This is a genomic window from uncultured Ellagibacter sp., from assembly GCF_934617235.1.
In the GTDB taxonomy this organism is placed as follows: Bacteria; Actinomycetota; Coriobacteriia; order Coriobacteriales; family Eggerthellaceae; genus Ellagibacter.
The window spans coordinates 1-20514 of the sequence record NZ_CAKTTZ010000028.1; the positions used below are offsets into that span (position 1 = coordinate 1).

The following is a 20514-nucleotide window of genomic DNA, read 5'->3' on the forward strand; positions in this document are numbered from 1 at the left end:
TCCTGAGACTCATCGCCTACTACACGGTCGCTGCGGGCACGGCTTACTATGCGAAAGTCGTCCTAGGCGACGCATCGGCATCCGGCACCATCCTCATGATGTTCTACCTCGGATGTTTCGTGGGATCGTTTATCGCGGCGCGCGTGGCGAAGAAGCTCGGCACCAAGAACACCACCATCTTGGGCGTTGTAGGCTGGCTTGTCGTCTGGATTATCGCCTATGTGGTACAGCCGGGCTACGTGCTTTTGAACGTCCTGCTCGTGCTTTCGCAGGTGTTCTTCGGCCTTGCGTACGGGCTTTCGGCAAACCTGTACTCGATGTGCGCCACTTGGAGCCACTGGAAGACCGGCGAGAACACGCTCGGCACCACGATGTCGATCATGACCGTATCGGTAAAGCTCGGCGTCACCTTGCGCGCCATCATCCTGCCAGCGTTCCTCTCGCTCGTCGCCTATGACGCCACAGCAACCGTGTTCGACGCTGCCGCCGTCGCAGGTATCGAACAGATGTACTTCCTGCTGCCGATCGGACTGCTCGTTGTTTCTCTCATACCGTTCCTGTTGCTGTTCAAGATCAAGGACTCCGATGTCACGAAGATGAACGAGGAGATTGCCCAAAAGGCGTAATGGGAAGAACCGAGGACTGCTGAGGTTTTCCGCCTCAGCATGCAAAGAAGGGGCCGAACGATTTCGGCCCCTTCTTACTGTTTGGCTACGAGAGTTTTGTGTATCCTGCTGCCTCGTAGAGCGTCGCGCATTTTGCAGCATCGCCTGTTACCGTATCGGCGACGAAGGCTTGCGCCTCTGCCGCGTCCGCTGCCTTGAACTTGAGCGACATGCCGCACCCCGCGCTGATCTCCCGAGGCGTTGGGATAAGCGCGAAGGAGGCGCCCGCCGCCTTGAAAGCCGCCTGCGCCGCCATCGCGGCATGAGTCGAGTCGAAGGCGAGCACAAAAGACTGCTCGCCCACCGCCTGAGAACCACCCATTACAGCGTGATGGTCTTCGAGGACTCGCGCATGCGCTCGAGGATGTCGTACATGTTGGAGACCTCACCAACCGAGAGCTCATCGGCAATGCCGAAGAAATTCAAGCACGTGCCGCATACGAGCACCTCGGTACCCTGCTCCTCAAGCTTTTTCACCGCTTCGACGACCTGCTCTTCGCCCGGCGCGACCAGCTTCACGCCGGCGTTCATGAACAAAAGCGACGTCGGCGGATCGCCCGCCTCGGAAAGCGTGTAGAGCGCCATCTTCATGAGGTTGTGGCCAAGTTCGAGGTCACCATCGCCCACGAAATCCTTGCCGACGAACACGGAGTACCCGCAACCACCCGTGGTCGAGCAAGCGCTGCCTGCCTCAGGAATCGCAACGGGCGCCTCGCTGCCGTCGCCCGCGCCGAAAGTGATAAGCCAGCCGCCCTCGATTTTATCGACCGACGTGGCCATGTTCTTCTTCTTTCCGAGACGCGTGAGGTTCTTCACAGCCGTCTCGTTGTCGACCTGGATAGCGAGCTCAGTCGCACCTGCGTCAAGCTCCTTTTTCGCCATAACGAGGGGCATGGGACATTGCTTGCCGAAACCGTCGAGGATTTGCATACGAGATCCTTCCTTGCATGGGCCCGCACGCGCGGGCACGGTGAGTTGCGCTTGTTTCACGTGAAACAAGCCTTCAAGCAGGCGAAATGCAGAATGTCGCGCGGCGGCAGAATCGCGCGGCGAAAAAATCGCGCTGTTTGAAATGAGTATAGCGCAGAAACTCATCAGGTGCCCCATCTGACGGCGGCGTTGGCCCGCACTCTCGTGCAAGGATGCCATTCAGGCCGCTCACTGTTACAATCAGAGGCATCATTTCTCGCTTGAAAGGCTCACTATGACTTCCCAGCCCTCCCACGATAAGCTTCGTTCGCTTCCTCAAGTCGAAGAGGTGCTCCGCGACGCCTCGCTCGAGGCGCTTTCTGAAAGCGTTCCCCGCGACCTGGTGTGTGACGCGGTCCGCGCGAGCATCGACGAGGCGCGGCAAGCCATTCTCGCCGGAAGCGACGCCGACACGTCCATTCCGAGCATCGTGCAGGCAACGCGCATGAGGCTCCTCGCGCTGAACCGCCCCTCCTTGCGCCACGTTGTGAACGCAAGCGGTGTTATCATCCACACCAATCTGGGTCGAAGCGTGCTCGCCCCTGCCGCCGTCCGTGCCGTGAACGAAGTCGCAAGCGGGTATTCGACGCTCGAGTACGACACCGACGCGATGGCCCGCGGTTCGCGCCACGCCCACTGCGAACAGCTCATTTGCACGCTTACCGGCGCCGAGGCGGCCATCGCCGTGAACAACAACGCCGCTGCGGTTATGATGGTCCTCTCCGAATTCGCAGCAGGTCACGAAGCCGTCGTCTCGCGCGGCGAGCTTGTGGAAATCGGCGGGTCGTTCCGCATTCCCGACATCATGGCGCAGTCTCACGCCACCATGGTGGAAGTTGGCGCCACCAACAAGACGCATCTTTCCGACTATACACGCGCTGTCACACCAGGCACGGCCATGGTCTTGAAAGTTCACCCGTCGAACTACCGACTCATCGGATTCACGGAATCGGTTGCCATATCCGACCTCCGCGCGCTTGCAGACGACGAGAACGCCGCTCGTGAGCAGGCAGACGGAACGAACGTCGGCAAGCTCCTCGTCTACGAAGACCAAGGGTCGGGCGCGTTCATGCGTTTGACCTGCTTTGGCGATTACGCCGAACCCACAGTCGCCGAATCGCTTCATGCGGGAGCCGACCTCGTGTCGTTCTCAGGTGACAAACTGCTTGGAGGGCCGCAGGCAGGCATCATCGTCGGCGCGAAGCCGCTTATCGACCGCCTGAAGAAGAATCCACTTGCCCGCGCGCTGCGACTCGATAAGATGACGCTCGCCGCACTCGAGGCAACCTTGCGTCTGTATCTGAATCCCGAGAATGCGCGGCGCGAGGTTCCTACACTGCGCATGCTCACCGAAACCGCTGATGAGGTTTTCATCCGTGCCAAGAAACTCGCTGGCGTGCTGAAAAAGGCACTTCCCTCTGGCGCTTGCGAAATCTCCCTCGTCGAAGAGATTTCCCGCGCTGGCGGCGGGGCTCTTCCCATGTGCGACATTCCCACCTATTGCGTGCAAGTCCAGTTCACGCGCGGTGATGCGCTTTCATGCGACCGTCACCTCGTATCGGAGCGCCTCGTTCCCGTCGTCGGTCGCCTGAAGAAAGAGATGCTGCTCTTCGATGCGCGCACCATCCTTGACGATGCCGAGATGAAAGAGATTGCGCGCGCCTGCGCCGAATACTTCGAAGGAATCTAACAATGAAACATCACGACCTCGTCCTGGGCACCGCAGGGCACATCGACCACGGCAAATCGTCGCTTATCCTAGCATTGACCGGGACCGATCCCGATCGCCTATCGGAGGAGAAGCAGCGCGGAATCACCATCGAGCTCGGCTTCGCACGCCTTCCACTTGATGACGGCACCACCCTTGGTGTGGTCGACGTTCCCGGCCATGAGAAGTTCGTTCGACAGATGATCTCGGGATCGACTGGCATCGACATGGCCCTCCTGTGCATCGCTGCCGATGATGGCATCATGCCGCAGACGACCGAGCACTTAGCCGTACTGGAGCTTCTGCGCATCCCAACTCTTGTCGTTGCGCTCACGAAAACCGACCTGGTCGACGACGAGTGGGTTGCATTCATGGTCGACGAAGTAAGCGAGCGCCTTGCAGGCGGACCCTATGAAGCCGCCGAGGTCGTCCCCGTTTCGAGCCGCACGGGAGCAGGGCTCGATGATCTGAAGGCAGCGCTCGGCCGAGCAGCGCGAACGACTTCGCGGCAGAAGGCCTCCGACACCGCTCGCCTTCCAATCGATCGCGTCTTCACCATCAAAGGCGCTGGCACCGTAATCACAGGGACGCTTTGGAGCGGCGCCATCTCTGTAGGCGACGAACTCGAAGTGCTGCCGAACGGCCGCATATCCCGCGTGCGGAGCATCCAAATCCACGGTGAAAGCGTCGAGCGGGCAGAGGCAGGGCATCGCGTCGCCCTCAACCTGAACGCTCTCTCCACTGATGAGGTGCGCCCTGGCGATTTCCTTGCGACGCCGCACACCGTCTTTGCCACCGACCGCTTCGACGCCGACTTCACCTATCTGGGCATCCCCTCTTCCGACAAGCCCCTTGAAAGCGGCGCTCGCGTCCATGTGTCCCACGGAACGCGCGAGGTTACCGGCCGCGTCCTGCGAATCGGGGAGCCACTCGCCTTCAAGCGGGGGGATCGCGCCTATGCCCAAATCCGCCTCGATGAAGAGCTGCCCGTCTCTTGGCGAGATCGCTTCATCGTGCGGTCGTACTCCCCGGTGCATGTCATCGGCGGCGGCGTTGTGCTGCGCGCCCACCCCAAGCGCTCGACCACGGCAACTCCCGAGAAGACTGACCTCCTCGATGCGCTGCGCGATGAGGATGGCACTCGTGCGGCCGAGTGCGCATTCTATCTAGAAAAGTCACCTGTGACCTGCGATGAAGTCGCCCAGTCGGCAGGTTGCTGCCCAAGTACGGCGCGAGAAGTTCTCGAAACGCTCGAAAAAGCGCGTAAAGCCTGTCGCCTTCAATCCGACCAGGCAGGTGCAATCCAGTATTTCACCACACCGCGATATGTCCAGAAGATGCGCTCGTCTATCGAGAATGCCCTGCTCGCCTTCCATAATGAGAACCCGACATCGACGGGCATTTCGAAGGAAGCCTTGCGGCAGAAGGTTGCAGGCCGCCTGTCCGCCGACTGCTTCGATGCCCTTCTGCTGGATGCCCAGGCTACAAAACATGCAGTTGTTCATGCTGGTGAAGTGTGTCATCCGCAGGCAGGGGCTGGCGCTCAAGCGCTCGAGCAGCAAGCTGCGGAAACCCTCCTTGCCGCGCTTCGTGAAGCTGCAGAGTCGCCCGCATCGACGAGCGAATTATTCTCCAGCTGCAACATTGAGCCGGCGTTAGGACGCCGCGCTCTTTCTTCACTTGAGAAAACGGGCGACGCGGTGCGTGTCACGAAGGAGCTTGCCTTCGCCGCCGAGGTTGTTTCCCGATTCGAGCATGCGGTGCGCACCCGCCTTGCCGATGGGGCCTCCGCAAGCGCATCCGAGCTCAAGGATGCCATGGGGGTCTCGCGAAAGTACGCCATTCCGCTTTTGGAATACTTCGACGACAAGGGCATCACCCGCCGCTCGGGCGACGAGCGAGTCCTCACGGGAAGATAGTGCGACTTCGCTGCGCTGCCCCCGCACGTAACGCCTGACCCAGAAGAGGGACAACACAGCCAGCAGTCCGACACTCCCGCCTGGCATTATCGCCCCTCCAACAAATAGGCCGCAGGCAGTTCAAATACTGCCTGCGGCCTTTGTCGATACTTCTGCGATCACTCTTAAAGCGACGCCACATACCTTTCGAGATTCTTCTTCAAGCGCCCGAGGAAGCTTTCGCCCAGTACGGATAGTTCGACGCCCTTCCGCGTGATGTACCCAAGATGAATCGTCACGTCCGTCTCGAGCGGGACGGTGGTGAGCGCGGGGCCGTCAGCAATTCCGACGAGAATACCGCTCGTCACCGTATATCCATTGAGGGCCACGCAGAGCTCAGAAAGCGAAGCGCGGTCAGTCGTTGCAATCTTCTTTGCGCACGCAGGGTCGCACACCGCTTCTTCTGCAAACTCCGCAGGAGCGTCTTTGCCCTGATCGAAGTAGATATACGGCCAATCGGAAAGATCATCCAGGTGGAGCGATTTCGCGTTCGACATCGGATGGCTTGAAGGCAGCGCCACGCGGGGAGCCGATTGCACGAGCTCGGTATATTGCACGCCCGCAGTCTCGAAGGCCTCATCGAGCGCCGCCTCGGAAGCGGAGGTCTTGAGCAAAATGCCCAACTCGCTCACGCCTTGCGCCACATCGTCGATTACCCCCTGCGTCGTGCGGTCGCGCAAAGCATACGAATACTCGTCTCCGCCTGCCGCAAGCACGGTATGCGCAAAGGTTTGCACATCGAAGAGGTAGTGCTGACCTGAAACCGAAAACGTTTTCGACATAACCTTCTCCTTACTTCTGTGTACGCTCATCGACAAAACGGCTCGCTTTGTGTGCGGAGGACGTGCCGAGCTTGCCCGCATCGTACACGATCACCTTAGCAGGTCGCACGCCGCAATGGGCCTTCAATGCTGCCTCGACACGTTTCGCGACCTCGGCATAGGGCTCCTCGCTGCCGAACGCGCGCTCAACCGACACCTCGTAGCGGGTCGTGTAGTTCTCGTCGTACACACGGATGGAGTACTCGCCGGTAAGGCCCTTTGAAGCGCGAACAACATATTCCACGTCCGAGGGGAATACGTTCACGGCGCCGACGATGAACATCTCGTCCTTGCGCCCGGTCACATGGATGCGGGCCAGGGTACGACCGCACTCGCATTTGTCGGTGCTCACGTATCCGATGTCGCCCGAACGGAAGCGGATCATCGGGCGCGCCTTCTTCATGAGTGTGGTGTAGGTGAGCTCGCCCACGCTGCCAGGTTCGAGCACCTCTCCTGTCGTCGGATCGACCGTTTCCACGAGAATCTGATCCTCGACGATATGCAGGCCATCCTTCGCCTCGCACATCGCAGCGCAAGCTCCGTAAATATCGGACAGACCGAAGAAGTCAACGACCTTAGCGCCCCACAAATCCTCAATCGCTTCACGCGTTGAGGAAATCGAACCACCAGGTTCACCTGCGACGATAATGGTATGGATACTGAAATCCTCACGCGGATCGAAGCCCTTCTCCTTCGCCTTCTCGCCAAGTGCCCAAGCATAGGAGGGGGACGTCCAAATGACCGTCGGCTGATATTGCTTCAACACGAACAACAAGCGGTCGGAAGGTACGGCTCCTACCCAAATGGCGAGGGCGCCGAGTTCCTGCGCGCCCATGACATCAGGACCGCCAACGTACAGCGCGAAGTTCAACCCATGCACGTAGCGGTCGTTCGGGCGCATACCCGCCTGCCAGAACAGGCGCGCCTCGGTAGACTGCCACAAATCGAAGTCCTCTTGTGTGAAGGGGCTCACCGTGGGGACGCCGGTCGAACCCGAAGAGGTCGCCATGAACACGACGTCTTCCTCGGGAACGGAGCACATCTCGCCGAAGAAGCTGCCAACATGCTGGGTTTCGCGCTCAGTCTTCTTATCGATGAACGGGAATTTCTCGATGTCGGCGAGCGTCTTGATGTCCTCGGGCTTCACGCCGGCTTCATCGAAGGACCGCTTGTAGTACACCGTGTTCTCGTAGGCGTACTTCACCATCGTCTGCAGGCGCTCAAGCTGTAGTTTTTCCAGCTCCGGGCGAGGCATGCATTCGATTTCGGGATCGTAGTATTTTTGATCGTAAGGGATGTTTTTCTTCGCCATGCACGTACTCCTTGTTGTTTCTCATGGATGCGTGATAATAAAACCACTCGAACTTGTGTGAAGCAAGTATTTGGATTGGACTTTCTTTTGAGGACTGGTTATCTTCATAAACGATAGTTCCGTATAATGCTTTTGCAATATCAATGTTCGGCTGGAAATGTCCTGCTGGATTTCACTTCGCGCGAAAGGCCCTTCATGACGCTCCAACAACTTCGCTACCTTATTGCCATCGCAGAGTTCGGCTCCATCAACGCTGCCGCCCAAAACCTCTACGCTTCTCAATCAAATCTTTCTACGGCAATCAAGGAACTTGAGGAAGAGCTGAGGATCACCATCTTCACTCGCAGCAACCGCGGCGTAACGCTCACCAATGATGGGACGGAGCTGCTCGGTTACGCCCGCCAAGTCATCCAGCAGGCCGACATGCTTTCCGAACGATACGCAAAGGGATCGTCGAGCCATGCCCGCCTTACGGTTTCGACGCAGCACTATGCCTTCAGCGTTCAAGCGTTCGTCGAGGTTGCAGAGATGTATACCGGCGGTGAATACGAGTTCACGTTGCGCGAATGCCGAACTGGCGAAATCATCGACGACGTTCGTACCTTCCGCAGCGAAATCGGAATCCTGTTCCGCGACAGCTTCAACTCGCGCGTACTTGACAAGGCCTTCAGCGACGCCAACGTGGTATTCACTCCGCTTTTCGATGCACGTGTTCATGTTTTCGTCGGCGAGCACCATCCTCTCGCAAAGGCGAAGATTCTCACGCTCGGCGACCTTGAAGAGTATCCTCGTTACTCCTTCGAGCAGGGAACGGAAAACTCGTTCTACTATGCCGAAGAGCCCTTCAATCAGATTCCGCACAAGAAGGAAATCCGTTTCTCCGACCGAGGCACGCTATCGAATCTCCTTACCAATCACAACGGATACACGCTTTCGACCGGCGTGCTTTCTTCCGAAATGCATACCGGCATCGTTTCGATTCCGCTCGACACACATGGGCTTCCAGGCAGCAACGGTGTGATGCAGGTCGGTTATATCATCCATCGTCAGATGAAGCGCAGCCCTTTGCTTGAGAATTACATCTCAATGCTTGAAAACGTGATGAAGGACAATCCATTCGTTAATCCGTATCAGCACTAAAAAAGGCGATGTTTCACGTGAAACATCGCCTTTCGCAAGCTGTGCGGGTTTGAATTATTTAACAGCGCCAATACGGCAAATCTTGCCGCCGCAATCAGGGCAGGTACCCTTGGTGATGGGCTTGCCATTCTTGGTGACGCCCTCAACCGGGTTCTGCATTTCCTTCTTCGCCTTGCACTTGACGCAATATGCTTCGATGGCCATTCCTTAAAACCTCTCTATCGAATCGATATGGGCTGAAAACGATATTCCGTTTCGCCTCAAACGTTCGAAATTATATACGAAAGAGGAAATATCCCTTCGTACAATACTTTATCTCCTACATATTCTTTAGCATTTCCATAACGAACGTGGCGTTCTTAGCAAGAGAATCCTCTTTCACCACAGCAGTCGTATCATCCTTCTGAGCGAAGTACGCAGGCTTCGATCCGTCCATCCCTGCAAGATGCATGGCCTGGAACCCTTGCTGGGCAGCAAATGCGCCCGACCCCTCGCCCCATGAGATAGAGGCGGAACCCACATGGACTCCCGTTACCTGAGAAGCCTTCTTCACATAGCGCTTCATGCGAGAAGAAACAGACACTCTACGCAGAGAACCCTCGCTCTCGATGAGGGACAAAGAACCAGCTCCCATCGCCTCAAGATCAATAATGATGGCGCCGCGCAGTTCATCAGCATGATCGGACAAGAAGGCCCTCATACCGTTGTGACCCGAAAGCTCGGAGCCAAGCGCCACGAACCAAACTTCAGTCGTGATATCGGGATTATGGAAGTGGTAGATCCGCTCCTCATCTTCCTCGAACTGAGCGGGCTCTGGCATCATTTCCGGAGTCACGATCTTCTCTTCCGAGCGCACATTCGCATTTCCCATCGAAATGCGAGAGAACGCGCCACCGTTCCAACGCCCGCGACCACCACGACGATTGCCGTCATTCCTGAAAGCGTCGGGAGAGGTCTGCTCGTCCTCGTAGAAGTCGTCGCCCTCATCGTAGTAATCGTCGTAGCCGTCCTGCTCGCTGCCGCCCTGCTCATATCCATCTGCTTCATAGGACACAGAATCGTCGCGGAAGCTCTCCCATCCACCACGATCGGCACCCACCGTTCGAGCGTCAAAGGAATCGTCCACATCGAGCCACTCCTGCGGAGTCATGGGCGTATCCTCCTGCTTCTTCTTACGGCTGAAGCGGTCGAAGAACTTGCGAACGCGCGACTTCGGCATATCCACGTAGCCAGGACCCGCAAAGGCACCCGTCTCAGTGACGGCTCCATCGTAGGCTGAATCATCCGCATCGTCGACGTAGATGTCATCGGCATCAACGTTCTCGAGAAGTTCTTCGTTGATGGGCGCAAAAGAACCCGTTGCGCTGGCGGGAGCGAAAGACCCTGCTTGGTTGATTGCGACGGTTGCATCAGCGGTTGATCCCCCGGCAACCTCTTCTATATTGTGAGCCTCTTCGGGCTTTTCAAGCGTAATAGAACCCGAAAGCGACGGGAGAGAGCTTCTCAGGCTCGATACCGTCATTGATGAAGGATGAGTCGGAGCTGACTCAGTTTGGCCCTGAGAAAGGCTCTCAATGGACGGAATTTGAGCACGGAGTTTCGCAGCTGATTCATTCTTCGGTTTCGATGTCTCTGCCAGAGGTGCGCGCTGCTTCTTAAGCTCGGCAACGGGCTTCAAGTCGTCAGCCGAAATTGCTTCGAGCGTCGGCACCTCACTGGAGCGATTCGCCTCGGCAGCAATGGGTGCCACAAAAGGCGACGGGGTTTCAGCTGCTGCCTGGGCAGCGGCCTCCTCGCGCAAGCCGGTCACATCAATCGGCGTCATGGCGCAGGTTGCAAAGTCCTCGGTCGTAGCCACCGCAGCAGAAGAGCTTCCATCAGTGCGGGCGTTCTGCCCCTCTATCACCGGAAGTTGCAATGCTGGATTTGCCGACGGCACATTGGACTCGTCGTTCTGCACGTCAGAAACCTCGCCGACAGACGGAACAGGTGAGCCCTCATCGGCAAGCGGGGTTGCCTCTGAGGTGACGGGCTCAACCTCCAAGGCAGCATCAGGAGAACCAGTTTGCTTCAACCATGAGGGCATGGACCACTCAGGGATATCCTGGACGTTCTCACCAGCAATGGAAACACGCTCTTCTTCGAGCACCGCAAACATGGGATCTACATCTTTTTCCTCGAAGCCGGGCGCCTTCACTTCCATGATGGAATCGCGCATAGCGGCCAAGCGCTGTTCGGTTTCGGAAACAACTGCCTCGTTCGCTTCCTGAAAGTGAGCGCTGCTCGCACTTACTGCGGCATCAAGGGCGTCAGCATAGCGCGAACGATGAACCGGCTTGTCGTCGTTTTTGGGACGTTTGGCCTTTTCCTGCGCGCGCGCAAACCACGCAGGAACAGTGGAGCCATCTTCTTCGACAACCATGTCGTTACGAACGGGCGCCTCTTCGGCCGGTACTTCCGCATATTGCGCTTCGTACGACGAACCAGCCTGAGACATCTCCTTGTCGAGATATCCTTCGATGGGAGATCCCTGCACTGCAGGCTCAGGACGCGAAGCTGCAAGCGCTTCTTCAGCCGCCCTCGCCTGTGCCGCAATCTGCTCCTGAAGAGCCGCCGCAGCCTCTGCCGGCTTCGACGCGAAGGCGGCGGTAGCCTCTTCGCGAAGCGCCTGGATATCCTCCGCACTCGGCTGGCCGACTGGCTCATCTTTCACCTGCACGAGATTCTCGGAAATATCGAAAACAGGAGCAGCTCCCGGCACGGGCTTCCCGGAAATCGCAGCAATTGCCGCTTTCGCCTGAGCGAGACGCGCCTCAGGAGAACCCGCCGGTGCTTGAGCCGTCTCGTAAACCATTGATGCACCGTCAGGAACCAAGCCGGCTGCATGAGCAGCTTCTTCACCATGGATTACGGGATCTCCTTCGCTGCTGCTTGCGGCGAAGGAGGGGCTACCCACTCGCCCAGCTACTTCCATAAGCACCGCAACACCCGACGCGTTGCAGTTTGCACCCGCGCTGAACTCCGCCAGTCGATGCATGAGCGCGAAAATGCCCGGCGCCATCGCGATAAGGGCGGCAATCACCGTAAGAATCGAGATCACGATAACGGGCGCCCCCGTTGCACCGCCAAGGGCAGTCCCGCGAATCAACAAGAGAAGCGCTGCAACCACACTGGCAATAGGTGCACCCAACTTGATAATCGGCAGAATACCCAGAAGCGGCTCGTTCAACTCCGCCTGAACCTTACCGCTATCGTAATGGGAAACTAGCACCACTTTTCGATGGGAAGCCTGCATATCGGTGCTTGCAGGCTCGTATTTCGCCACCACGTTTTGGCTCACGCCCTTACCGACTGCTCGCGAGAGAATCGGCTTGCCGAGAGACTCCGCCACCATAAGTCCCCCGCTCGCAAGAGCGAGGATGAAGGCGACAATTCCGATGGCAGGAATAGCGAGGCCCAATACAACGGCAACAAGAAGGATTCCTGCACAAATGAGCGAGGGCACCTCCGTATTCGAACTAATGCTGAAGTCCTCGATTTCTGCTGCGAGGCCCGCTTCCTTCTGAAGATAATCGGCGATGTAAAGCGCCGCTTGCTGCTCCTCTTCCGTACCGCCAGGTCGCGGTCCGATTTCTTCGGAGAGATATGACACGTGGTCGATGATATCCGGCATGGGATGCCCTTTCACTTTCTTGTTGCATGAAGGCATATATGCTGCATACTATACGCTATTTATTGAAGGTGCCCAAATAATCACGGATAAAAGCATCAGCTGACTGTGCTTGTGAACGGGCGTTTTCGTACATCTCGCGGCTCGAAGTCGTCTTCTCGCTGAATGCGGTCTCCAGAAGCTCCGTAGGATCCTCGGGAAGGGCCTGCGCCAGCTCGCCTGCTTGCTGCTCGGCCTTGTTGTAGGCATCATTTTGCTCGGTAGCCGTCTGCGTATCGCGATTAATCAGTGCATTATTAGATTCGATTGCATAACCCTGCGCCTCGAGCCGTTTGTCGATGTAGTTTAGGTACCCGCTCAGATCAAGCTGAGCGAACAATTGCTCGGCGTTCTGCATTGCAGTTTTCGCCTTCGAAAAGGATTCAATCGCTTGCTGGGATTTCTCGGTAGACGATTGCATATCCCCGATCGTTGCCGAAGAAGCGAATTGTGCGGCCTCGCGCGCCAAACCATCGGCCGCGAGAATTAGCTGCCACCCCTTCATGGTCTCTTCCTTTGCCTGGAGAACACCGACAACGTCGTCTATGAGGGCAGAGCCACTTGTCAGCATCTGACGGCGGGCTGTTATTGCATCGCTTGCTTTAGAGTCAGGGCTGTCGCTCGTTTCAGAGCTGCTCTTTATCGCAACTTGATTTATCGTCTCTTCTGCCGCATCGAGTTCCTCTATTCGGCTCGATTTCTCTTCTCCGATTTGCTTCTGGACAGCAACCATGTCGTCCAGAGACAGCGACGTCACTTCTCCATTTGACAAGTCGACAACTACTTCATCGATTTCAGCCAGTAATTCGTCTGTCTCCGAAAGCTCAGAAATGGCGCCGCTCAAAACACCCTTGTATGTTTGCTGCGCCTGGTAGACGCCGGCACCCCACCACGTCAGTCCTCCTGCTACAGCGAGCAAGATCATCACGAGTGCAAACGAGACGATCAAACGCCCGCGTTTTCGAGCTCGCTTGCGAGAAGCAACTTCAGCCGAAAGCGAGCGAGGCTCGCGGGCTCTATGGGAACCACGCATCCCCTCGCTTGCTTTTCGCTGTTCCGCTCGGCGTTGCTTACGTTCGAACTTACGCTGGGCGCGCGAAGAAGAACGAGGCATCTCTCGTTGGGTAAGGGCGAGCCCCTCATCTTTCGTTGGAGTTGAAACCGCCTTCCTCTTTCCAGGAAGCGTGAAAAGGGAAATCGTTCCGAAAGGGTGCTGGTTCCCCTCGCCTTCCAGCGAATTTTTTGCAGCATCAAGCACACTGAAGGAAATCTCATTAGAAGTTCCTTCAGTGTTTCGCTTGATGTGCGCCGCCTTCGCGACTTTGTCAATTCGCTTAGCCATGGGAATGTTTCACGTGAAACATCTACTCATTTGCACGAGCAATTCGAGCGATGATCTCGTCAATCGAACAGATTTCAATCGATTTACTGGGAAGAGAACGGAGAAATATCTTCCCGTAGCCTTTCGTTATTAGTCGTTTATCAGCAAGGATAAGAACCCCCTTGTCGGATGACTTCCTTATAAGCCTCCCCGCTGCTTGTTTTGTCTCGAGGACAGCCTGGGGCAGCACATAATGACTCCAAGCATGATCATCGCGAGTCGCTCGCTCACAAGAGAGCGGGTCAGTCGGCTTCGAAAATGGCAACTTGGGAATAATCACTCCGCGAAGCGTCGAACCCGGTGCATCGAATCCTTCCCAGAAGCTCTTCAGGGCAAAGAGGGACAAGTGCCTGTCCGAGATGAAATCATCGCGAAGACCCTTTACTGAGACACCCCATTTTTGGCACACAAGACGCAGATCCTCTTCTTTAAGAACAGGCTGCACAACCTCGAAACACTTCTCCATTTCGCGTCTATTGGTGAAAAGCGTCAACATGGATCCTCGTTGCGCTATATGACAACCCGTTATCAGGCGCTCAAGCTCATCGAGATAATGAGGGTCGGACGGTTCGGGTATATCGTTGGCCACATACACCGTCATATTCTTGTCGAAATCGTAACTTGAATCGAGCTGACACGTACGGGCTCGAGTGCCCTCCCCTGCATTCAACCCCATAGCGTTTTCGAATGAAGTAAAGTCGCCATCAATCGATAGCGTTGCAGAGGCAAACACAATCGAGCGCGTCTGAGAGTACAGTTTGTCTTCAAGCGCCTTTCCCACATTGACGAAGAGCGCTTCCAGCTTATCCGTTTGCTTGTCCTTCTTTCGGCAAAGCTCGGCAGCGTAAGCGTAGCTGTCGGACTTCGAACCGAAAATCACCTCAACGGAACCAACAAGCTCCTTCAGATCCATCGCAGCGGAAGCAATCTCGCGCTGAGGCTCAGCAGCGCCTTCGATACCCTCGAGATACCCGACGAGTTCCTGACTGCAGGTAATTGCCTTTTCCGCACAGGACTGCATTGTCTTTGCGCTCATCCGCAAGGTGTCAAAGGTTTCGGAAGCTCGGATATCGTCGTTGAGCCACAATTCCGTACGATCGTAATTGCGGCTACGCTTGTTCACATCGAAGTACAGCAGATCCTTTATATGGGGCACGAACTCGTGTGCGGCTTCAGCGAATGCGTCGCCTGCGGATTTCGCTTTGCCTACCAAACCCTCAAAGAGTGTCACGCCTTCGTTTTTCAACGAGCTTTCGAGTTTTCGCTCTGCACGAGCATACACGTTGCGGCTTTCACCACTCGCGACCTTCTGGGCGAGGCGGGTAACATCTTCCGCTGCAATTTCTAACGAGAAAGCACGACGCGCCTCGGCCTCGGCACCATGGGCCTCGTCGAGAACCCAGTGGCGAACAGGGGGAAGCAATCCGTTATCCGTTGCAGCATCACAGAAAAGGAATGTTTGATTCGTAACCACAACATCCGCCGTCTCAGCAAAGCGACGCGCGCCATGTACAAAGCATGTTGTTCCAAAAAAGGGACATTTTCGACGCAGACAATCGTGGCTCGTGGTCGTCACCGCACGGCGGGGAACAATCCGATAATCCATCTTCAAGCTATCCATGTCATCGAAGTCAGTCTGATCGATGAAAGACAGCATCGCTCCAAGAGCAGGAGCCTGGGAATGCTCCACTCCTTGAACGTCGACGATTTTAACGCCCTCTTTAACGAAGCGATTCACTTTACGTAGACAGGGGTAATGGGAAAAGCCTTTCAACGGAGCATAGGTTACGCCCCCGAGCGACCGAGAGAGCGCTGGCAACTCGTGATACACCAGCTGATCGAGCAAAGCGTTCGTCTTCGTCGCCACACCGACAGCAATGTTGTTCGCTTTGGCCAAAAGAACCGCCGGCACCAGATAGGCCATCGATTTCCCAACGCCCGTGCCAGCTTCCACAATCAGGTTTTCCGACGCCTCAAACGCGGCGCGAACCTCCTGAGCCATCGTCAGCTGCTCTTCACGGGGCTCGAAGTCTCCGTACAACCTTCCTACGATTCCTGTCGAAGAAAAAGCCTCAGCGATGTCTTCCTCGGAAGGAAATTCTAACGATTGAATCATCTTTGCATCGACACGCGGCTTCTTTTCAAATGATGTCATGCTTTCATGGCGCAAAGCTTTCAACGAAAACTCTTTCGCCCCCGGATCAGCGAAATGCTGAAACACCACAGCGGTATTCCATTGCTCGGCCGGTGCCATGAGCGCAATGCATTTCACCAACTCTGGCGGCATTTCTTTCACAGCTGCAAGCAATATGCGGAACAGGGCGCACGTTGCCGCGACATCATCATCTGCTCGATGGGTTGACGTCGGAGCCCCGAAGGCCTTCACCAGATCGATGAGACGATGCGACTTCATGCGAGGCAAGGCAATACGCGCCAGATCAAGAGAGTCGATCCACATGTTGTCCAGGAGTGGGTAGCCACTCGGATGACGGGTAGTGAACGTACGGTCAAACTCGGCATTATGAGCAACGACCTTTGCGTCACGGGTAAATTCGACAAGCCGCGCAAGCGCTTCGTCGGGCGAAGGAGCATCCGCAACGTCCTCATCGTGGATGTTCGTCAGGTGAGCAACATCTTCAGGAATCGGTTTGCCAGGATTGACAAACGTCACATACCAGTCAACGATTTCACCATGCTCCATACGCGCGGCTGCAATTTGCGTAAGCTCATCATGGTTGAAGGAAAATCCCGTGGTCTCGGTATCGATCACCACAACATTCTCGTCTAGTGCCCCAAAATCGCTTGTTTGAGCCAAGTCCGACAGCCGTCGATATCGTTCCCTCACTCGCTCGGGAGTTCCATCGCTGATATATGCATCGAGATTACTATTCATGAAACTTCTCTCGTTATTCCTCTCATTTGTTTCACGTGAAACACCCGTCAATTATAAGATAATGTTTCACGTGAAACATCACCCACCGAAGGAAGCGCACATGGAACGTTATTTTGGCTCTTACCAGAAGATTGAACCCCTTTCGAAAAAGGAAGGGTCTCTTCTCCTGAGCGCTGACAACATTATCGGCGACTCCTACGAAATCGTTTTCGATGGAGATTTGGCCTGGGCAAAAAATCGGTTCGGAGCGCGAGTAGGTCATTTTACCATCGACTTTTCCCGTCAGCTTCGAGTCTTGAACGCGCGCGGGTGGAAATCCACCGCACTGCTCTCCCTTGTTGCCTTCTCACAAGAACCCGAACCTGGTGCCTACTGGGCTGAAATGGCCGTGTTGTGTTATGAACCGCAGTACGAAGAACCTATCTCAACATTCTCCAACAACATTTCTTCGATGCTTGCTGAGGGAATCCGCCCCGAAATCAATCTTGGCGAACAGGCCATTTCAAAGGTGATTGAAACGAATGGCTCATGGAAACCGGATATGCGGAGCAGCAAACCAAAGAGCGAAAACGGCACTGTTATTATGAAGAGCCAACGCAAGTTGAGCGAATCCTTCATCGAAAAGGGCCGTGCGGGTAACGTCGGCTGCTATATCGTGAGCATCGCCTTCATCATCATTGTCATCGCAGCGATTATCTTTCTCATTAAATCGCTGTTCTTCTAGCTTATCAACCAAACAGCGCAGCGTGAATACAATCTACGCTGCGCTGTTCTAATGTCCGGATAATCCTAACCCGCAGTTAGCTCGTGCGACGAAATCTCTTTAGCAGCCCTTTCGATCGAGCGCATACTGGATGAGCATCGTACATAGCTCAGGGAAAGGAATCCCTGCTGCCTTCGCTGCGTCGGGAAGAAGCGACGTCGACGTCATACCGGGGATGGTGTTGGTCTCAAGTGCCCACGGCTTCCCTTCATCATCGAGAATGAAATCGGTACGGGAAACGCCCTCGCAGGAAAGCGCTTTATGGGCGGCAATAGCTTCCCGCTTGATAGTTTCCGCATCTTCCTCCGAAAGCTCGGCAGGACAAATATGCTTCGATCCACCCGCCGCGTACTTCGATTCGAAATCGTAGAAATCGCCTTTTTGGGCAATAATCTCGATAATGGGAAGGGCACGCGGTTCATCGTTGCCAATGACGGCAACCGTGAACTCGCGTCCTTGCACAAACTTTTCAACCACAATCTCGCTGTCATGCTGGAAAGCCTCGTCGATGGCCTTCTCCAACGCTTCACGGCTATCCACAATGGATATGCCGATAGAACTTCCCTCGGAAGCAGGTTTTACCACCACATGGGGCCCAATTTCCCCGATGATAGAGTCGACATCGAGCTTCTGGTCAGACTCTAGCGTCATCGACGGAGCAGTAGGGACACCTGCAAGGCGATAGAATTCCTTCGAGCGAGCCTTGTTGATAGCGGTTGCGCTTGACCAAACCCCAGGCCCCGTGTAAGGCAAGTCGATGGTCTCCAAGAAACCCTGGATCACGCCATCTTCGCCCTTACGACCATGAAGGCAAAGGAAGGCCACATCGAAGTTGCCGTCGATCAACGCCTTCAAATCCTCTTTTCTGGATGGATCGAAGCACTCAACGGGAAAACCCGCTTCTTGCAATGCTGAGAGGGCTCCTTCACCGGAGGCAAGGGATATCTCCCTCTCTCCGCTCGTACCTCCAGAAAGCAGCGCGACGCGGCATGCTGATGTATCGAAAGCGCTTGGCATGATATCTCCCCTTCATTGCGCGTTATTCACTTTCTTCAGTCTAACAATGACTTATAATGGCGTTTATGAATACAGACATCAAAACATACGATATGCAGGGTCTTCAGCAAGCTATGAAACAGCTTGGACAACCTGCATTCCGCGCAAAACAAATCTACGAGTGGCTGTGGTACAAGCATGTCGACTCTTTCGACAAGATGACGAATCTCTCGCTTGCGCTGCGCCAAGAACTGTCCGAGAATTTCACGCTCTCCATGCCAAAGCTTGTCGATAAGCAGGAATCCTCCGACGGAACGAGAAAGTACGTACTCGAGCTTGCCGACGGCGCGCTGGTGGAAACGGTCGGGATTCCCGCCGATGCTTCGCGCGAGCGGCTCACCGTTTGTTTCTCAACGCAGGTCGGATGCCCTATGGAGTGCGTCTTCTGCGCGACAGGACATGAGGGATTCACGCGCAATCTCACGATTGGTGAAATCGTCGATCAGATTTATTTCGTAGAAGAAGATTTCGGGCGCCGCGTGTCAAACGTTGTTGGCATGGGCCAAGGAGAGCCATTCCTCAACTACGAGAACGTTCTTGCCGCCTTGCGCATCATGAACGACAAGAAGGGCCTCAATATCGGCGCGCGCCGCATTGCCGTGTCAACTTGCGGGATGCTCGACGGAATCAAGCGCTTTTCGCATGAGCCCGAGCAATTCACGTTGGCTGTGTCGCTTCATTCTGCAATTCAGCCGATTCGCAACGAGATCATGCCTCACGTTGCTCGTCAGTCGCTAAAGAGCCTGCGAACCTCACTTGAGCGTTACATCGAGAAAACAAATCGCCGCGTGACGTTCGAATATCTGCTCATTCAAGATGTCAATGACTCGCAGGAGGATCTCGACGCTCTCATCAAATACTGCAGGGGCCTGCTTTGCCACGTCAACATCCTCCCCATGAACGATATCGAGGGAAGCTTCTTCGTGGCAACACCCCAGAAAACGGTCAAACATTGGCTTGATTCGCTCGAGAAACACCATATTGAGGCAACCTTGCGCTCATCACGCGGCTCTGATATCGCGGGTGCTTGCGGACAGCTGAAAAATAAACAACTGAACTGAGGAGTGGGTTGAAAAGATCACTCGATGGTAAAAATCGAGTTGACTGCAATTTCCTAAAGGCCGCCGGCACTGATTGGCGGCCTTTATATATCTTTTCACTCTTGTCATTCGAACAGAATCCTAATGAATGAAGCTGTATCAAACGCTGACCCAACTCTCCAAGCCTTTCTCTATAAAAATAGCCACGAGGAACCGAAAAGGCACCTAAAATGAGACTTCGTTGGGTTCTTTCTCAGCGAAATTGGAATAGGTTGTCAGGTAGCGAAATTTCAAGGGTCGTTTACCAACGAGAAGGAGCGTGGAGCTCATGAGATCCATTACCAAGACAATCGTAATCGCTGCCTCAACGGTCGCTCTCTGCTTCGGGCTTGCTGCCTGCGGCGGCGGCCAAGCCTCTTCGAACGATAAAGCTGCGTCAAACACCAGTGCTGCGTCGAGTGAGAAGACGGAACCTTCAGCACAGGAAGAGAACAAAGCAGTCGACTTCTACATGTTCAAAGGCGAGATGCTCGAAGGTTATGCTTTGACGGGACCCAACGGTAATAGTTCTCCGTTGGACATCGTCGAGTTCCGCAATATCGAGAACGCTGACAAGATTGTCGATATCGAAATTGATGAGGGCACCGCCCAAGAGCAATTCGACAAAGCCGCTTCAAAGGATAAGTACACTGCCGGCCAGGATGTGAAACTGGGCAAATACACGTGGAAGACGCTTGACTTCACTTGGAACAAGCAACCGAGCATCGTTCTATATACGGACATCGCCGAAGGTCTATATGCTGAAGTTACGCTGTGCGAGACAACGCTCGACGATACTGCCGTCAAATCCTTCCTTGAAGGCGTCGAGTTCACCACGGACTACAGCAGTGCCCATAAGGCCGGCATGGATACGACTGTTGAGAAGTTTGCCAGCGACAATAATCTCAAGGTTTGGGAAGCGAAGTAACCAATTCCGAACTCTTGTCTGTATAAGGTGGAACTTCTCCGAATCGAAAGCAAATACAAGAAGAGAGTATTAAGGGTCGTCGGCGCAAGTCGACGACCCTTTCTATGGCTGCAGCAGTGCTAATTTTAGATA

Annotated in this window: 16 protein-coding genes; 7 read left to right on the plus strand and 9 right to left on the minus strand. The window is 55.3% G+C overall.

Annotated features, from left to right (window positions below):
- Positions 1-626 (plus strand): MFS transporter (locus tag Q0G85_RS06575; protein ID WP_297155959.1); only part of this gene is annotated, 626 nt, incomplete at its 5' end.
- Between the two features lie 85 nt (positions 627-711).
- Here the strand turns inward: Q0G85_RS06575 and Q0G85_RS06580 are convergent.
- Both Q0G85_RS06580 and yedF read right to left on the minus strand, forming a co-directional pair.
- Positions 712-987 (minus strand): DUF3343 domain-containing protein, encoded by a 276-nt coding sequence (locus Q0G85_RS06580; RefSeq protein ID WP_297155960.1) that lies wholly within the window; start codon positions 985-987, stop codon positions 712-714.
- Positions 987-1595: a sulfurtransferase-like selenium metabolism protein YedF gene (gene yedF, locus Q0G85_RS06585; RefSeq protein ID WP_297155962.1), complete on the minus strand. Its 609-nt coding sequence runs from the start codon at positions 1593-1595 to the stop codon at positions 987-989. The genes Q0G85_RS06580 and yedF overlap by 1 nt, the downstream gene beginning before the upstream one ends.
- Before the next feature lie 274 nt (positions 1596-1869).
- Here yedF and selA point away from each other — a divergent pair, with 274 nt between their 5' ends.
- Together selA and selB are read left to right on the plus strand one after the other, a co-directional pair.
- Positions 1870-3324 (plus strand): L-seryl-tRNA(Sec) selenium transferase, encoded by a 1455-nt coding sequence (selA, locus tag Q0G85_RS06590; RefSeq protein ID WP_297155964.1) that lies wholly within the window; start codon positions 1870-1872, stop codon positions 3322-3324.
- 2 nt (positions 3325-3326) lie between these two features.
- Positions 3327-5261 carry a selenocysteine-specific translation elongation factor gene (gene selB, locus Q0G85_RS06595; RefSeq protein ID WP_297155965.1) on the plus strand — a complete coding sequence of 645 codons (1935 nt, stop codon included), beginning with the start codon at positions 3327-3329 and terminating at the stop codon, positions 5259-5261.
- A gap of 164 nt (positions 5262-5425) precedes the next feature.
- On the opposite strand, the gene Q0G85_RS06600 is transcribed toward selB, so the two are convergent.
- Positions 5426-6082 (minus strand): LysR substrate-binding domain-containing protein, encoded by a 657-nt coding sequence (locus Q0G85_RS06600; protein ID WP_297155967.1) that lies wholly within the window; start codon positions 6080-6082, stop codon positions 5426-5428.
- Positions 6083-6092: 10 nt separating this feature from the next.
- Positions 6093-7433, minus strand: a complete 1341-nt coding sequence (locus Q0G85_RS06605; RefSeq protein WP_297155969.1) for a phenylacetate--CoA ligase family protein — start codon at positions 7431-7433, stop codon at positions 6093-6095.
- Positions 7434-7628: 195 nt separating this feature from the next.
- Between Q0G85_RS06605 and Q0G85_RS06610 the strand changes: the two genes are divergently transcribed.
- Positions 7629-8573, plus strand: coding sequence for a LysR family transcriptional regulator (locus Q0G85_RS06610; RefSeq protein ID WP_297155970.1), 945 nt, complete (start codon positions 7629-7631; stop codon positions 8571-8573).
- 54 nt (positions 8574-8627) lie between these two features.
- Here the strand turns inward: Q0G85_RS06610 and Q0G85_RS06615 are convergent, their stop codons facing one another.
- The 4 genes from Q0G85_RS06615 to Q0G85_RS06630 form a co-directional block, all read right to left on the minus strand.
- Complete coding sequence (locus Q0G85_RS06615) at positions 8628-8777, minus strand: DUF5679 domain-containing protein (RefSeq protein WP_297155972.1); 150 nt, start codon at positions 8775-8777, stop codon at positions 8628-8630.
- Positions 8778-8892: 115 nt separating this feature from the next.
- Positions 8893-12246 (minus strand): aminopeptidase, encoded by a 3354-nt coding sequence (locus Q0G85_RS06620; RefSeq protein WP_297155973.1) that lies wholly within the window; start codon positions 12244-12246, stop codon positions 8893-8895.
- Positions 12247-12301: 55 nt separating this feature from the next.
- Complete coding sequence (locus tag Q0G85_RS06625; protein ID WP_297155975.1) at positions 12302-13624, minus strand: hypothetical protein; 1323 nt, start codon at positions 13622-13624, stop codon at positions 12302-12304.
- Positions 13625-13646: 22 nt separating this feature from the next.
- On the minus strand, positions 13647-16556 hold the full coding sequence (locus Q0G85_RS06630) for a helicase C-terminal domain-containing protein (protein ID WP_297155977.1): 2910 nt from the start codon (positions 16554-16556) through the stop codon (positions 13647-13649).
- Between the two features lie 100 nt (positions 16557-16656).
- Between Q0G85_RS06630 and Q0G85_RS06635 the strand changes: the two genes are divergently transcribed.
- Positions 16657-17280, plus strand: coding sequence for a hypothetical protein (locus Q0G85_RS06635; protein WP_297155979.1), 624 nt, complete (start codon positions 16657-16659; stop codon positions 17278-17280).
- 99 nt (positions 17281-17379) lie between these two features.
- Here the strand turns inward: Q0G85_RS06635 and Q0G85_RS06640 are convergent, their stop codons facing one another.
- Entirely contained in the window at positions 17380-18336 is a 957-nt protein-coding gene (locus Q0G85_RS06640) for a D-alanine--D-alanine ligase (protein WP_297155981.1), read from the minus strand.
- A gap of 65 nt (positions 18337-18401) precedes the next feature.
- On the opposite strand from Q0G85_RS06640, the gene rlmN reads away from it, so the two are divergent.
- Entirely contained in the window at positions 18402-19436 is a 1035-nt protein-coding gene (rlmN, locus tag Q0G85_RS06645) for a 23S rRNA (adenine(2503)-C(2))-methyltransferase RlmN (RefSeq protein WP_297156009.1), read from the plus strand.
- A 307-nt stretch (positions 19437-19743) separates the two neighbouring features.
- Positions 19744-20382 carry a hypothetical protein gene (locus Q0G85_RS06650; protein ID WP_297155983.1) on the plus strand — a complete coding sequence of 213 codons (639 nt, stop codon included), beginning with the start codon at positions 19744-19746 and terminating at the stop codon, positions 20380-20382.
- The last annotated feature ends 132 nt before the right edge of the window (positions 20383-20514 follow it).